A 13,925-nucleotide genomic window follows, 5' to 3' on the forward strand; every position below is an offset into this window, starting at 1 on the left:
ACCACGAGACGTCCGGTTCAGACTGGTTGTGCCCGATCGCGCACGACCACCGGCAGCGCGAGGTCGTCGTTGTCCACGACCACCGTCGCGTGCTGGTCGGGGGAGGCCTCGGCGAGATAGAGGCGCTGGCCCTCGAGGTACCGCTGGTTCGCCGCATCGGCGGGGTCGGGCGGACTGCCGTCGCGGCCGGCCATCCGGCCGAACGACGTACCGAAACCCACTCGGAGGAAGACCGAGAAATCCCAACAGGCACGCAGTTCTGGGCGATGCAGGAAGATCCCGTCGATGACGAGCACCGCGGACTCCGGCGCGGTCTCGGCCGGCACGGAAACCGTCGAGTCCGTACGCCAGTCGAAGACCTGCGTCCGGTACGTGCGGTCGCCGCCCGGACCGAGCGGATCGAGCAGCACCGAGCGCAGCTGGTCGTAGTCGTAGGAGTCGCGGTAGTAGCCCTCCGGCGACGTACGTCCGCGCACCCATCGATCGGCGCGCGGCCGATGGAAGCCGTCGACGCTCGACCGGATCACCGTTCGTCCCGCAGCCTCCAGGGCCGCGCCGAGCTCGTCGCCGAAGCAGGTCTTGCCCGCACCGTCGACCCCGTCGACCGCGACCCGGACGGGATGCGGCTGGACGAGACCGGCGATGCGAGCAGCGAGGTCCGCGAGGAGAAGTGAACGAGTCAGGTCAGTCGTCCTTGTTCGAGCCGTCTGGCAACAGCACGCTCAGCAGGAAGCTCACGACGCCGACGACGATCGCGCCCCAAAAGGCGGGCCACCAGCCGTCGACCGTGAACGGCAGCTCGAGCTCGCCGGCGATCCAGCCGAGCAGCAGGAACAGCAGCGCGTTGACGACCAGCGAGATCAGGCCGAGCGTCAGAACGTAGAACGCGCAGCCGACGGTTTTGATCAGGGGCTTCAGGATCGCGTTGATCAGACCGAAGATGATCGCGATGACGACCAGCGTAAGGATCCGGTTGCCGGTGGACGAGCCACCGAGGTCGACGCCGGGCAGCAGCGTTGCCGCCCAGAGCGCGACCGCGTTGATCACGACGCGGATGAGAATGCTCACGTACCTGATCTTGGCATGTTCCGGCCCCGAGACGCTTCCGGGCCATCCCTGGTGTTTGCGACTGTCCGCTGTGCGGCACACAGGACGAGTGACCGCCCTGGACAACCATGTGCCCCGCCGAGCGCAACGGGGGCCTCAGCGTCGAGAATGTCGATCATGACCGTCGACGTCGTCGCGATGCTCGCTTCGATGCTGCGCATCCGCGCGTTCGAGGACCGCATCTTCGACCTGGTCAACGACGGTCGGATCCACGGTCCGGTGCATCTCGGGCAGGGCCAGGAGGCTGTCTCCGTCGGGGTCTGCGGGGCGCTCCGCGAGGGCGACACGATGACCTCTTCGCACCGCGGACACGCCGCCGTCCTGGCGATGGGCGCGCCGGTGGACCGTACGTTCGGCGAGCTGCTCGGTCGCGCGCAGGGACTGTGCGGCGGCAAGGGCGGCTCGGCGCACCTCGCCGACGTGAGCGTCGGGGCGTACGGGTCGATCGCCACCGTCGGCGGCCAGCTGCCGATCGCGTGCGGGCAGGCCCTCGCCAGCCAGTACCTGCGCACCGACACGGTCGCGGTGACGTTCTGCGGCGACGGCGCGACGAACACCGGCACGTTCCACGAGAGCCTGAACCTCGCCGCGACCTGGCGACTGCCCGTCGTGTTCGTCGTCGAGAACAACCACTACGGCGGCTACAGCCCGCTCACCTCGACCACGCCGATCGAGCGGCTCGCCGACCGGGCGGTGTCGTACGGCATCCCCTCGGTCTGGGTCGACGGCAACGACGTCCTGTCCGTCCGCGACGTCGCCGACGAGGCCGTCGAACGAGCCCGCGGCGGCGCCGGCCCGATGCTGATCGAGGCCGACACGTTCTTGCAGCGTGGGCATCTCGGCATCGAGGCGACCGACGTCCGGCCGGAGGGCGAGCTCGAGTTCTGGATGGCGCGTGACCCGATCAACCGGCTGGCGCGTACGGTCGTCGGCGCCGGCCGCGCCAGTGTGGACCAACTCGCGAAGATTCGCGACCAGATGGTCGCCGAGGTCGACGCCGCATTGACGACTGCTTTGTCATGGCCCGAACCAGACGCAGAGGAGCGATTCGACAACGTATGGGCGTGACTGGAGCCGAGGCCGTCGCCCGGGCACTCGCCGACGAGCTCGCCGCCGACCCCACTGTGATGGTGTTCGGCGCCGACGTCGCGGCGGCAGGAGGCCGGGCTGGCACGACCGCTGGGCTGTTGGAGACGTTCGGGCCGGAACGGATCCGCGACACCTCGCTCTCGCCGAGCGTGGTCGTCGGTGCCGCTCTCGGCGCGGCGACGCTGGGGGTGCGACCGGTCGTCGACCTCACGACGGCGGGTCTCGTTGGTCTGGGTTTCGACCAGATCGTCAACCAGCTGGGCAAATACCGGTATCAGACAGGGGGGCAGGTCTCGGTTCCCGTGACCCTCCGGATGACGACGGGGTCGGGGACCGGGGCCGGGCCGCAGCAGGCGCAGGCCGCGGAGAACTGGTTCCTGAACGTTCCCGGCCTGCGCATCGCCGTGCCCGGGACGGTCGCGGATCTCTACGGGCTGCTCCGCTCGGCGATTCGCGACGACAACCCGGTGCTCGTGTTCGAGCACCAGTCGCTGTACGAGCTCGCGGGCGACCTCGATTCTGATGCGGCTGTCGTACCGCTGGGCGTTGCCGACGTCGCACGCCGCGGGTCGGACGTGACGATCGTCGCTTCGCAGGTCCTGCGGCACCGGTGCCTGGAGGCCGCGGACGTGCTGGCGGACGAGGACATCGAGGCGACCGTGATCGACCCGCGCACGCTGGTGCCGTTCGACGACCTCGCGGTGGCGCGCAGTCTGGAGTCGACGTCGCGGCTGGCCGTCGTTCAGGAGGCGCCGCCGAATGGGAGCTGGGGGAGCGCGCTGGTGGCGCGGATGCTGCAGTCCCACTTCTTCCTGTTCGACGCGCCGCCGTTGCTGATCGCGGCGGACGAGACGCCGGTGCCGGCAGCGCGTTCGTTGGAGTCGGCTTGGCTGCCGAGCGTCGAGCGGATCGTTGCGGAAGTCCGTTCCCAGGTGGAGAGCTGAGGTCTTGTGGACGACGCCGAGCTCGAAGCGCGGGTGAAGAACTCCCGCTATCCGCGGTCGTCCACGTACCCGGCCCGCTGGGTGGTCGAGAACGCGATGGGCCCGAACCCGCTGTGGCAGGCCGAGGCGTTGAACGCCGTGCTGCCGCTCTCGGCGGGGATGCGGGTCCTCGACCTCGGGTGCGGGACTGCTCTGTCGTCGATCTTCCTGGCGAAGGAGTTCGGCGTCGAGGTCTGGGCGACCGACCTGTGGATCAAGCCCGACGAGAACCTGCGCCGGATCGACGACGCCGGACTGCGGGGCCAGGTCCACCCGATCTTCGCCGAGGCCCACGCGCTGCCGTTCGCGGAGGGCTTCTTCGACGCGATGGTCAGCTTCGGCGCGTACCACTACTTCGGCACCGACGACCTGTACCTCGGCTACGTCGCCCGGCTGCTGCGCCCGGGCGCGCCGATCGGCATGGTGAGTCCAGGTCTGGTGGAGGAGTACGAGACGCTGCCGCCGCCACATCTGAAGGCGTACTGGCACTGGGACTTCTGCGCCTGGCACAGTCCCGCCTGGTGGCGTCGGCACTGGGAGAAGACGGGGCTGGTGACGGTCGAGGTCGCCGACCAGCTCGAGGATGGCTGGGGCGACTGGCTGCGGTGGAACGAGGCGTGCGACGCCTTCCGCGGCAAGCCGGAGTGGGAGGCCGACATGCTCCGCCTCGACGCCGGCCGTTCGCTGGGTCTCACTCGCGTTGTGGCGCGTACAGTCTCGTAAAGTCTGGACTTATATAAGCTAGCGTTGCTAGAGTCGCCAGCATGCACGCGTTCGATGTCCTCGGCGACCCCGTCCGGCGCCGGATTCTGGAGCTGCTCGCGGACGGGGAGCAGACCTCCGGACAAGTCAGCGCGGTGATCCAGGACGAGTTCGGCATCTCCCAACCGGGCGTGTCCCAACACCTGCGCGTCCTGCGCGAGAACGGGTTCGCTTCCGTCCGAGCGGAGGGCACGCGCAGGCTCTACGCCGTCGACGCGGCACCGCTGCAGGAGGTCGACATGTGGCTCGACCGCTTCCGCGCGTTCTGGAACCAGCACCTCGACGCCCTCGGCACCGAGCTCGCCCGCGGCAAACGTGAGCGACGCCTCAAGGCCGAGAAAGACCAAGCAGACAAGGAAAAACCCACATGAACGACATTCTCGACGCCGTCAACGCCGTGACCAGGTCGGTCCGCGCCAAGACCATCAAGGCCGGCGACGGCCGGGCGATCATCCTCGAGCGCTCGTACGACGCCGAGGTCAAGGACGTCTGGGACGCGCTCACCTCGGCCGAGCGCCTCGCCCGCTGGTTCCTGCCCGTCGAGGGTGACCTGCGGCTGGGTGGCTCGTACCAACTCCAGGACAACGCGCGCGGTGAGGTGCTGGAGTGCGAGCCGCCACACCGGTTCAAGCTCACCTGGGTGTATGGCGAGGAGGCGACCGAGAAGGACGTCAGCGAGGTCGAGGTGAGCCTGCACGCCGAGGGCGACGCGACCAGGCTCGTGCTGGAGCACGCCGCGGTCATCCCCGACGAGATGTGGAACCAGTTCGGCCCCGGCGCGGCCGGTGTCGGCTGGGACACCAGCCTGGTCGCGCTCGCCTGGCACCTGCGCGGCGTCGACTTCGACCCCAAGACCTGGGAGGCGACGCCCGAGGCGAAGCAGGGCAGCACCCGGGCCGCCGAAGCCTGGGGCGAGGCCTCGATCGCCGCCGGCGAGCCCGCCGACCTCGTCGCGAAGCAGGTCGCCGGTACGACTGCCTTCTACACCTCGGGCTGAGCGCCCGGACTTATTGGATGAAGGGCACCTTCATCCAATAGGTCGTCCGCGGGTGCCGTCAGCGCACGTGATCATGATGGTGATCGTGAAGCCGAACTGGTCGTATACGACGGGTTTGTCTTCATGATCACTGTCATGATCATGGACAGGTGGGGCGAGGTTCGAGCGGGGGTTGGATGAAGGGCACCTTCATCCAAACCTATTGGATGAAGGTGCCCTTCATCCAAGGTCCTGGAGGTTGTCGCGGGTGCTGCGCTTCCCATCGTTGGGTGCTGAGTGGCTCATGTTCTAGGCGGAGATCTTCTGGTTCTGGTGCTGTTTTGGTGCGGTCCTCGATGAGAGCTCGCCGGGGTTTGGTGCTCTCGGGGGCTGTGGCGGCGGTCGATGGTGGTGGCCGGTCCGGGGCGCGTCAAGGGCGTCGTCTGGGCGGCGCTTCGCGCATTTGGCAAACGACGTCGCTTCGCGATCGCTTTGCGACCCTTGACCCGACCCGGACCGGCCACCTGTTTTTCACGCGCCGCCCCTGCCCCCGGAACAGGTGTCCCGGGACAGGCCTGCTTGCCGTTCCGGTCTGCTGCCGTGTTGCGGTCTCTTGTGGGGCTTCCCCCGGTTTCTTGTGGTGGCGATGAAGCCGGGTGGTTCCGTCCCGGCTGTTTGAATGAAGGGCACCTTCATTCAATAGGTTCGTATGAAGGTGCCCTTCATACAAACCTGGTGGGTGGGGCGAGCATGATCAGCGCATGTGGCATGACTTGTTCGCGCTCCCGATCGGCATCGACGAGAAGGTCCTCCGTACGGTCGCGGTCTACCTCGGCATCGCGATCCTGCTGAGACTCGCCGGTAAGCGCGATCTGGCGGAGCTCAACTCGTTCGACCTCGTCGTGATGTTGCTGCTCTCGAACGTGGTCCAGAACGCGATCATCGGAGACGACCTCTCGCTCACCGGCGGCCTGATCGGCGCGCTGGTGCTCATCGCCGTGAACGCGATCGTCGTACGGCTCACCAGCTGGTTCGAGCCGCTGCACCGGTTGCTCGAGGGCACGCCGACTGTGCTCGCGAGCCACGGCACGTTCGACCGGCGGACGCTGGGACGGCTCGGGCTCCGCCGGGGTGACGTGGCCGCCGCCGTACGACGCCAGGGCGCGAACGACGTCGGCGATCTCGACCAGCTCACGCTCGAGCCCGGCGGTGCGCTGGTCGCCGATCTCAAGCCCGAGCTGCAGCCGGCGACGAAGGGCGACATCGCCGCCCTGCACGCCGCGATCGTACGCCTCGAACGAAGGCTCGACCGGCGCTAGTAGGCTCGGATTCTTGCCGTCGAAATCCAGGCGGTGATCCCGACGAGCCCGGGGGTAGACCTCAAGGTGGGGCGTACCACGTCCAGCGCGCAGGACGAGATCGACAAGGAACAGCAGTACGTCGACCGTGTGTACGAGCGCCTCGGCGGCATGGTGGAGCGAGCCGCGGCGGTCGGCCAGGAAGGCCGGCAGCGCGGGCTGCTCGACTACACCGGCGAGATCAAGGAAGACGACTACCGCAGCCTGTTCGAACGGGATGTGCTCGTCGATCACGCCGTGCGGCGGCTCGCCGTGCTCGACGCGCAGCGTGAGGGGCTGGTGTTCGGCCGCCTCGACCAGCGCGAGGGCGTCGTGCGGTACGTCGGCCGCATCGGCGTTCGCGACGAGGAGCAGGAGCCGCTCGTTCTCGACTGGCGCGCTCCCGCCGCGTCGGTGTTCTACCAGGCCACGCCGGTCCGGCCGCAGGGTGTGATCCGGCGCCGCGTGCTCCGCTGCCTCGGCCAGCGCGTCACCGGCGTCGAGGACGACCTGCTCGACCCGGACGCCGCGCCCGAGGACCTCGTGGTGGTCGGCGACGGCGCGCTGATGGCCGCGCTCACGGCTGCTCGCGGGCAGCAGATGCGCGACATCGTCGCGACCATCCAGCAGGAGCAAGACCTGATCATCCGCGCGCCGTCGTTCGGTGCGACGTTGATCGGTGGCGGCCCGGGTACGGGCAAGACGGTCGTCGCCCTGCACCGCGCCGCGTACCTGCTCTACACCGAGCGCCGCCGCATCTCCGGTGGTGGCGTGCTCGTGGTCGGGCCGTCGTCGGTGTTCATGAGCTACATCGAACGCGTGCTGCCCAGCCTCGGCGAGCACGAGGCGACGCTGCGTTCGCTCGGCGAGCTCGTCGACGGCGTGGCCGCGACCCGCCGCGACTCGTCCGCGGCGGCCGCTGTCAAGGGCTCCTTGCGCATGCGGCGCGTGCTCGGCCGGGCCGTACGCGACGGTGCGCCCGGAACCCCGCAGGAGTTCCGGATCTACGCGGGCGGGCTGATCCGCCGGCTGGACGCCCGCGCGCTCGACCGCGTCCGCATCGACGTACTCCGGCGCGGCGCGCAGCGCAACCGCGGCCGCGCCGAGGCGACGCGGACGTTGCTCGCCGCGTTGTGGAGCCAGGGGCCGTCGGGCCGGAGCCGTTCGGAGTTCGACGACGAGGTGGAGAACTCGGCTGCCTTCGGTGCGTTCTTGGACGCCTGGTGGCCGATGCTGTCGCCTTCGGTCGTGTTCGGGTGGCTGGCCGATCCCGATCGGTTGGGGTCGTACGCAAAGGGCACGCTCTCGCCTGCCGAGGTGTCGACGCTGCTCGCCTCGTGGGATGGCGCGAAAGAGCCGTCGATCGAGGATGTGCCGTTGCTCGACGAGATCGACTCGCTGCTCGGCGAGGTGCCTCGGACGGGGCCGGAGCGCGAGCCGTGGGACGACTTCGGCGATGTACCGGAGCTGAAGTCGGCGTTCGACCGCCAGGTGCGGCCGGAGCATTCGGTGCGGAACGACGGGTATGCGCACGTGCTCGTCGACGAGGCACAGGACCTGTCCCCGATGCAGTGGCGCATGGTCGGTCGGCGCGGCCGGCACGGGAGCTGGACGATCGTCGGCGACCCGGCCCAGAGCTCGTGGCCGGACGCGCCGGAGGCGACCTCGGCGTTGGACGCGGCTTTGGGTCGGCGGGAGCGGCGGCAGTTCACGTTGCACACGAACTACCGCAACTCGGCCGAGATCTTCGCGGTCGCGGGTCGCGTGATCCGGCAGGAGTTCCCGACGCTCGAGCTGCCGAATGCCGTCCGTACGACGGGCATCTCGCCGACGCACGTGGCTGCGGAGGAGTCGTCCCTGCCGTCCTCGGTCGGCGCGGCCGTTCGCGGGTTGCTCGCCGAGGTGGCGGGAACGGTCGGGGTCATCGTCGCCACCCATCGCGTCGAGCAGGCGGGCGACTGGCTGGACGGTCTCGACGACGAACGGGTGAGCGTCGTGACAGCCCTGGCCAGCAAGGGTCTCGAGTACGACGGCGTGGTGGTCGTGGAGCCTGCCGAGATCGTGGCCGAGAGCACCACGGGGATCCGGACGCTGTACGTCGTGCTGACGAGGGCCACCCAACGTCTCATCACGGTCGGCGCGGAGGGCGTCTGGAGCGGTTGACGTCTCCGGGGAGCGGCGGATAGCGTCTCCCTCCCCGGAGCGACGGGGTGGGGTTCCTTCGAACCCTTGGAGCCCTCCGGTGTCCACCGCCTCCCTGCTTCGCCGCCGTGACGTTCTGCTGCTCCTGCTCGGACAGGTGACCGGCCAGCTCGGTGCCCAGGTCAGTGCCGTCGCGATTCCGCTTCTCGCCGTTCTCACCCTGCACGCGAGCCCATGGGAAACCGGCCTGCTCGCCGCGTCGGGGACGATCGCCTTCGCGCTGATCGGGCTGCCAGCCGGCGCCTGGGTCGACCGCCTGCCGCGTCGACCTGTCCTGGTCGTGGCCGACCTCGTCCGCGCCGCGACCCTGCTCGCGATCCCGATCGCGGCGGCCTTGGACGCGCTGTCCATCGAGCTGCTGCTCGCCGTCACGGTCGTGGTCGGGTTCGCGCGCGTGTTCTTCGACGTCGCGTACCAGGCGTACCTGCCCACGGTAGTGGGCACCTCCGACCTGCTCGCGGGCAACGCGGCCCTCGAGACGATCCGCGCGACCGGCCAGATCGCCGGTCCAGGCCTGGGCGGTTGGCTGGTGGGCGTCGCCGGTGCCGCGAACGTGGTCCTGGTCCAGATCGCCTCGTTCGCCTGCTCGGCGCTGTCGCTCGTCGCCATCGGCGCCCGGGAGCCGGCGCGACCCGAACAACGCCAGACGAGGCTGCGGACGGAGATCGCCGACGGACTCCGCTTCGTCCGGAAAACCCCGGCTCTGCGCGGAATCCTGCTCGCCAGCCTCGCCAGCAATTTCGCGTTCGCGATGGCCTCCGCGGTGAGTTTCATCTTCATGGCCCGGGACGCTGCGACTGACCCCCACCGCGATCGGCGTCCTGGTCGGATCGGGGGCCGTGACGGCCATGGTCGGCGCGGCGATCACGCCGCTGCTCGCTCGGCGGATCGGCAGCGCCCGCATCGTCTGGATGTCGTTGGCGGTGACCGGTCCGTTCGCCGCCCTCGCCCCGCTCGCCCAACCGGGATTGCTGATCGCCGTCTTCGTCCTCAGCCTCGCCGCCGGGGAGCTCGGGCAGATCGTCTACTCCATCACCGCGAACAACCTCCGCCAGCAGCTCTGCCCGAACGAGCTGCTCGGCAGGGTCGGCGCGACCATGCGATTCCTCGTCATGGGCAGCTTCCCGATCGGAGCGCTCGCCGGCGGCCTGCTCGGGGGCACGATCGGCGTGCGCGGAACGTTGTGGATCGTCGGCGGTGTGACGCTGATCGCATCCGTGCCGCCGTTCGTGACGCTGCGACACGTACGAGGGGTCGAGCAGCTAACACGACCAGCTCCGTGAAGTACGCTCAAGCAAGTTACGTCAACAGGGGATGAGCACAAGTGACCGAGCAAGCTCAGGAAGCGGACACCACCGTCGAGAAGGTGTGGACCGTTCCCAACATTCTGAGCTTCCTTCGGCTCGCCGGCGTCCCACTGTTCCTCTGGCTCGTCCTCGGCCCCAAAGAGGACGGATGGGCGTTCATCGTCCTCGGCATCGCCGGTCTCACCGACTATCTCGACGGCCAGATCGCCCGGCGGATGGGGCAGATCAGCACGCTGGGCAAGCTGCTCGACCCGTTCGCCGACCGGCTCTACATCCTCGCGGTCCTTGTCGGGTTGACGATCCGCGACATCATCCCGCTCTGGCTTGTCGTGATCATCCTCGCCCGCGACGCGATGATGCTGATCCAGATCCTCATCCTGCGCAGGTTCGGCTACGGCCCGCTGCCCGTGCACTTCCTCGGCAAGGCGGCCACGTTCGCCCTGCTGTACGCGTTCCCGCTGCTGCTCCTCGGCGACGGCGACGGCGTGCTGGCGCTGTTGGCGAACGTCTTCGGCTGGGCGTTCGCGATCTGGGGCACCGCGCTCTACTGGTGGGGCGGCATCCTCTACGGCGTCCAGACCCGCACGCTGCTCAGAGCACACGCGATAGACAGGGAAGTCACGCCATGAGGGCCGTCGTCATGGCTGGCGGAGAGGGTACGCGCCTTCGGCCGATGACGACGAGCATGCCGAAGCCGCTGTTGCCGGTCGTGAACAAGCCGATCATGGAGCACATCCTGCGGCTGCTCCGCAAGCACCGCCTCACCGAGACCGTCGTCACCGTGCACTTCCTCGGCTCGATGGTCCGCGCGTACTTCGGCGACGGCGAGGACCTCGGCATGCGCCTCACGTACGCCACCGAGGAGAAGCCCCTCGGCACCGCCGGCTCAGTCAAGAACGCCGCCGACGCGCTCAAGGACGACACGTTCCTGGTGATCTCCGGCGACGCCCTCACCGACATCGACCTCACCGCGTTGATCGCGTACCACAAGAAGCAGGGCGCCCTCGCGACGCTGTGCCTGACAAGGGTGCCCGAGCCGCTCGACTTCGGCATCACGATCCTCGACGACGACGGCCGCGTCGACCGGTTCCTGGAGAAGCCGACCTGGGGACAGGTGTTCTCCGACACGGTCAACACCGGCATCTACGTGATGGAGCCGGAGCTGCTGTCGTACGTCGAGGACGAGACCTCGGTCGACTGGTCCAGCGACGTGTTCCCCCAGCTGTTGAAGGAAGGCGCGCCGATCTACGGGTACGTCGCGGACGGCTACTGGGAGGACGTCGGCAGTCACCGCAGCTACCTCAAGGCCAACCACGACGCGCTCGGCGGCGAAGTCGAGCTGGAGATCGACGGCTTCGAGGTCTCCAAGGGCGTGTGGATCGGCGAGGGCGCGGACGTATCGCCGGACGCCGAGCTGAAGGGCCCGCTGTACATCGGCGCGTACGCCAAGGTCGAGGGCGGCACGGAGATCCGCGAGTTCACGACCGTCGGCGACAACGTCGTCGTCCGCGAGGGCGCGTTCCTGCACCGTTCGGTCATCCACGACAACGCCTACATCGGCCCGCACACCAACCTGCGTGGCTGCGTGGTCGGCAAGAACACCGACGTGATGCGCGGCGCGCGGATCGACGACGGCGCGATCGTCGGGGACGACTGTGTGATCGAGGAGGAGGCCGTTCTCCATCCGGAGATCAAGGTCTATCCGAGCAAGACGATCGAAGCCGGCGCGGTCGTCAACACCAGCGTGATCTGGGAGTCGCGCGGGCAGCGCGCGCTGTTCGGGCCGCGCGGCGTGAGCGGGATCATCAACGTCGAGATCACGCCCGAGCTGGTCGTACGCCTGACGAGCGCCTTCGCCACCACACTGCGGAAGGGTGCGACCGTCGTCACCGGACGCGACGGGTCCCGGGCGGCACGGGCCCTCAAGCGTGCCGCGATCGCGGCGTTCACGTCGTCCGCGATCGACGTGAACGACCTGGAGATGACCGCGACTCCGGTCGCCCGCCTGGAGACGACACGCAGCAATGCCGCCGGGGGGCTGTTGATCCGGACCTCCGCAGGAAGGCCCGACTCGGTCGACCTGGTGTTCCTCGACGAACGCGGCGCCGACCTCTCCCAGGCCGACCAACGCAAGGTCGAACGGGTGCTGGGCCGGCAGGAGTTCCGGCGCGCGTTCCCCGGCGAGATCGGCGACCTGACGTTCCCCTCGCGAACGGTCGACACCTACACCCAGGACCTGCTCCGCAGCGCGGACATCACCGACGTCGCCGACGCCGACCTCAAGGTCGTCATCGACGCCGGGCGGGGAACGGTCGGCATGGTGCTCCCAACCCTGCTCGGCAAGCTGTCCGTCGACGCCTACCTGGTGAACACCGGGCTGGACGAGCGGACTCCGACGGAGACCTCCGAGCAGCGTTCGGCGGCCGTGTCCCTGCTGGGTGAGCTGGTGGCTTCCTCGCGGGCGGCGTTCGGCGTGCGGTTCGACCCGCTGGGCGAACGGATCTCGCTGGTCGACGAGAAGGGCTCGGTGATCGACGACGAACGCGCGCTGCTCGTGTTCGTCGACCTGGTCGCGGCCGAGGCGTCTGGCGGGCACGTGGCGTTGCCGGTGACGACGACGCGCGTCGCCGAGCGGGTCGCGGCGTACCACGGTGTGGAGATCCGCTGGACGACGACGGCCTCCGACGCGCTGGCGACGGCGGCGGGGGAGCCCGGGTTGTTGCTGGCGGGGGACGGTCGCGGGGGCTTCGTGGTGCCGGAGTTCTCCAGCGCCGTGGACGGCTTCGCGGCGTTCGTCCGCTTCGTCGGCCTGGTGGCTCGTACGCATCTCGCGCTGTCCGAGGTCGACGCCCGCATCCCGCGCGCCCACGTCGTACGCCTGACCGTCCCCACTCCGTGGGCCACGAAGGGCGCCGTGATGCGCTCGGCGCTCGAGGCCGCGGAGGGCCGCACGGTCGACACGACCGACGGCGTCCGCGTCGTCGAGGACGACGGCTCCTGGGCCCTCGTGCTGCCGGACCCGACCGAGGCGGTCACCCGAGTCTGGGCCGAGGCGGCGACCACCGAACGAGCCACCGCGCTCGCGCATCGCTGGGCGGACCTGGCGACGCGCGCCGGACGCTAGAGCAGACTCAGCGCCGCGATCCGCTTCGACAACGGCGGATGGGTGTCGAACAGCCGCTCCTGCAGCGCGTTCAGCCGCTCCCCGAGCGTCGGCCGGACGCCGGGCGGAACGTCGGGCTCGTCGAGGCCCTGCGCCTGCCAGATCTCGAAGACGCGCCGCAGGTCGTGGCCGTACCCGAGCTCCGCCGCGGTGCCGTCCGCCCGCAGCTCGCCGAGCCGGTCGCACCAGCGCAGCAGCGCGAGCGGGACGACGACCATGACGATGAGCGGCGAGTACATCAGCACCATGAAGGCGGTGCAGAGCCACAGCAGCGGATGGAAGAACAGTGCCGCCAGGAATCCGAGCCGGGTGAACGCGAGCAGCCCGGTGAGGATCGCGGCGGTGACGACCGTCACGAGCCGGATGAACAGGACTGCCAACCGGGCCAGGATCCGGCAGGGGAGCGAGTACCAGTACGCGAGCGCGGCAGCCCACACGTGGCCGCCGAGATGGTGCCCGAGCTCGTGCGCGAGGACGGCGGCGAGCTCGCGCGGCGGCAGCGCCTGCAGCGCGGCCCGCGTCACGAGGACGAGGTGACCGGCGACCGCAGCGGCGCTGACCTCGTCGCTCTCGGAGATCCACAGCTGGTATCGCGTGCCGTCCACGCCGGCGGTTCGGGTGACCGAGTTCCACAGCGGTTGGAGCAGGTCGTGCTCCCGCGGCTGCGGACGCCGGGCGCGTCCGACCACTCTGGCGAGCAGAACCTCGACGGGTCGCTGGAAGATCAGCGCACCGGACGCGATCCACAGCACCAGGACGATCGCCGTACCGATGCCCGCGTGGCCGAGAAGTGCCTGGCCGGCGCTCTCCCCGATCGCGGCCATGAACCCGAGGCTGAGGATCACCAGCGGCAGCTGGAGCACGAGCGTGGCGAGCGCCGAGGGGTCGACGTGCCGTCGCATCCCTTGATCGTCACTGGGCGGCGGCTGCGTGTAGGGGGAGTCGTAGCCAGACATCGTGCCTCGTTCCTCGTCGCCGTGCGGCCGAACCGTTCGGCCG

The 13,925-nt window shown here is 69.4% G+C and carries 14 protein-coding genes and 1 pseudogene; 12 read left to right on the top strand and 3 right to left on the bottom strand.

Annotated elements, in window-relative coordinates; all coding sequences use genetic code 11:
• Positions 1 to 17: 17 nt before the first annotated feature.
• On the bottom strand, positions 18 to 476 hold the full coding sequence (locus tag JOD67_RS23150) for a nucleoside/nucleotide kinase family protein (protein WP_205119794.1): 459 nt from the start codon (positions 474 to 476) through the stop codon (positions 18 to 20).
• Between the two features lie 21 nt (positions 477 to 497).
• Between JOD67_RS23150 and JOD67_RS23155 the strand changes: the two genes are divergently transcribed.
• Positions 498 to 674, top strand: coding sequence for a hypothetical protein (locus JOD67_RS23155; protein ID WP_205119795.1), 177 nt, complete (start codon positions 498 to 500; stop codon positions 672 to 674).
• A 10-nt stretch (positions 675 to 684) separates the two neighbouring features.
• On the opposite strand, the gene JOD67_RS23160 is transcribed toward JOD67_RS23155, so the two are convergent.
• Positions 685 to 1,068 (bottom strand): phage holin family protein, encoded by a 384-nt coding sequence (locus tag JOD67_RS23160; protein ID WP_205119796.1) that lies wholly within the window; start codon positions 1,066 to 1,068, stop codon positions 685 to 687.
• A 156-nt stretch (positions 1,069 to 1,224) separates the two neighbouring features.
• Between JOD67_RS23160 and JOD67_RS23165 the strand changes: the two genes are divergently transcribed.
• The 11 genes and pseudogenes from JOD67_RS23165 to JOD67_RS23210 all read left to right on the top strand — a co-directional run bounded on the left by JOD67_RS23165 (position 1,225) and on the right by JOD67_RS23210 (position 12,887).
• On the top strand, positions 1,225 to 2,175 hold the full coding sequence (locus JOD67_RS23165; RefSeq protein WP_205119797.1) for a thiamine pyrophosphate-dependent dehydrogenase E1 component subunit alpha: 951 nt from the start codon (positions 1,225 to 1,227) through the stop codon (positions 2,173 to 2,175).
• Positions 2,172 to 3,140: an alpha-ketoacid dehydrogenase subunit beta gene (locus JOD67_RS23170; protein WP_205119798.1), complete on the top strand. Its 969-nt coding sequence runs from the start codon at positions 2,172 to 2,174 to the stop codon at positions 3,138 to 3,140. Before JOD67_RS23165 ends, JOD67_RS23170 begins: the two co-directional genes overlap by 4 nt.
• Positions 3,141 to 3,146: 6 nt before the next feature.
• A complete protein-coding gene (locus JOD67_RS23175) occupies positions 3,147 to 3,902 on the top strand; it encodes an SAM-dependent methyltransferase (RefSeq protein WP_205119799.1) in 756 nt (251 codons plus the stop codon).
• 41 nt (positions 3,903 to 3,943) lie between these two features.
• Positions 3,944 to 4,312 (top strand): ArsR/SmtB family transcription factor, encoded by a 369-nt coding sequence (locus JOD67_RS23180; RefSeq protein WP_205119800.1) that lies wholly within the window; start codon positions 3,944 to 3,946, stop codon positions 4,310 to 4,312.
• The gene (locus JOD67_RS23185) at positions 4,309 to 4,938 is read left to right on the top strand and encodes an SRPBCC family protein (RefSeq protein ID WP_205119801.1); all 630 of its coding nucleotides are present in this window, start codon (positions 4,309 to 4,311) and stop codon (positions 4,936 to 4,938) included. The genes JOD67_RS23180 and JOD67_RS23185 overlap by 4 nt, the downstream gene beginning before the upstream one ends.
• 740 nt (positions 4,939 to 5,678) lie before the next feature.
• Positions 5,679 to 6,236, top strand: a complete 558-nt coding sequence (locus JOD67_RS23190; RefSeq protein ID WP_205119802.1) for a DUF421 domain-containing protein — start codon at positions 5,679 to 5,681, stop codon at positions 6,234 to 6,236.
• Between the two features lie 66 nt (positions 6,237 to 6,302).
• A complete protein-coding gene (locus JOD67_RS23195; protein WP_307782513.1) occupies positions 6,303 to 8,417 on the top strand; it encodes a HelD family protein in 2,115 nt (704 codons plus the stop codon).
• Between the two features lie 136 nt (positions 8,418 to 8,553).
• Positions 8,554 to 9,174 (top strand): annotated as a pseudogene (locus tag JOD67_RS42450) (MFS transporter); the annotation flags it as partial.
• A 130-nt stretch (positions 9,175 to 9,304) separates the two neighbouring features.
• Positions 9,305 to 9,739: an MFS transporter gene (locus tag JOD67_RS41300; protein ID WP_275577500.1), complete on the top strand. Its 435-nt coding sequence runs from the start codon at positions 9,305 to 9,307 to the stop codon at positions 9,737 to 9,739.
• 41 nt (positions 9,740 to 9,780) lie between these two features.
• Positions 9,781 to 10,392 (top strand): cardiolipin synthase ClsA, encoded by a 612-nt coding sequence (gene clsA / locus JOD67_RS23205; RefSeq protein ID WP_205119804.1) that lies wholly within the window; start codon positions 9,781 to 9,783, stop codon positions 10,390 to 10,392.
• Positions 10,393 to 10,403: 11 nt separating this feature from the next.
• Entirely contained in the window at positions 10,404 to 12,887 is a 2,484-nt protein-coding gene (locus JOD67_RS23210; protein WP_275577171.1) for a sugar phosphate nucleotidyltransferase, read from the top strand.
• On the opposite strand, the gene JOD67_RS23215 is transcribed toward JOD67_RS23210, so the two are convergent.
• Positions 12,884 to 13,828 carry a M48 family metalloprotease gene (locus tag JOD67_RS23215; protein ID WP_205119806.1) on the bottom strand — a complete coding sequence of 315 codons (945 nt, stop codon included), beginning with the start codon at positions 13,826 to 13,828 and terminating at the stop codon, positions 12,884 to 12,886. The genes JOD67_RS23210 and JOD67_RS23215 overlap by 4 nt on opposite strands.
• Positions 13,829 to 13,925 lie beyond the last annotated feature (97 nt).

The organism is Tenggerimyces flavus, from assembly GCF_016907715.1.
Taxonomy (GTDB): domain Bacteria; phylum Actinomycetota; class Actinomycetes; order Propionibacteriales; family Actinopolymorphaceae; genus Tenggerimyces; species Tenggerimyces flavus.

What these genes read in the sequence shown, in the direction of transcription:
- JOD67_RS23155 (WP_205119795.1), top strand. Translation starts at nt 498, where the DNA reads ATGGAAGCCGTCGACGCTCGACCGGATCACCGTTCGTCCCGCAGCCTC.
- JOD67_RS23165 (WP_205119797.1), top strand. Translation starts at nt 1,225, where the DNA reads ATGACCGTCGACGTCGTCGCGATGCTCGCTTCGATGCTGCGCATCCGC.
- JOD67_RS23180 (WP_205119800.1), top strand. Translation starts at nt 3,944, where the DNA reads ATGCACGCGTTCGATGTCCTCGGCGACCCCGTCCGGCGCCGGATTCTG.
- JOD67_RS23185 (WP_205119801.1), top strand. Translation starts at nt 4,309, where the DNA reads ATGAACGACATTCTCGACGCCGTCAACGCCGTGACCAGGTCGGTCCGC.
- JOD67_RS23190 (WP_205119802.1), top strand. Translation starts at nt 5,679, where the DNA reads ATGTGGCATGACTTGTTCGCGCTCCCGATCGGCATCGACGAGAAGGTC.
- JOD67_RS41300 (WP_275577500.1), top strand. Translation starts at nt 9,305, where the DNA reads ATGGTCGGCGCGGCGATCACGCCGCTGCTCGCTCGGCGGATCGGCAGC.
- JOD67_RS23210 (WP_275577171.1), top strand. Translation starts at nt 10,404, where the DNA reads ATGGCTGGCGGAGAGGGTACGCGCCTTCGGCCGATGACGACGAGCATG.
- JOD67_RS23215 (WP_205119806.1), bottom strand. Translation starts at nt 13,828, where the DNA reads ATGCGACGGCACGTCGACCCCTCGGCGCTCGCCACGCTCGTGCTCCAG.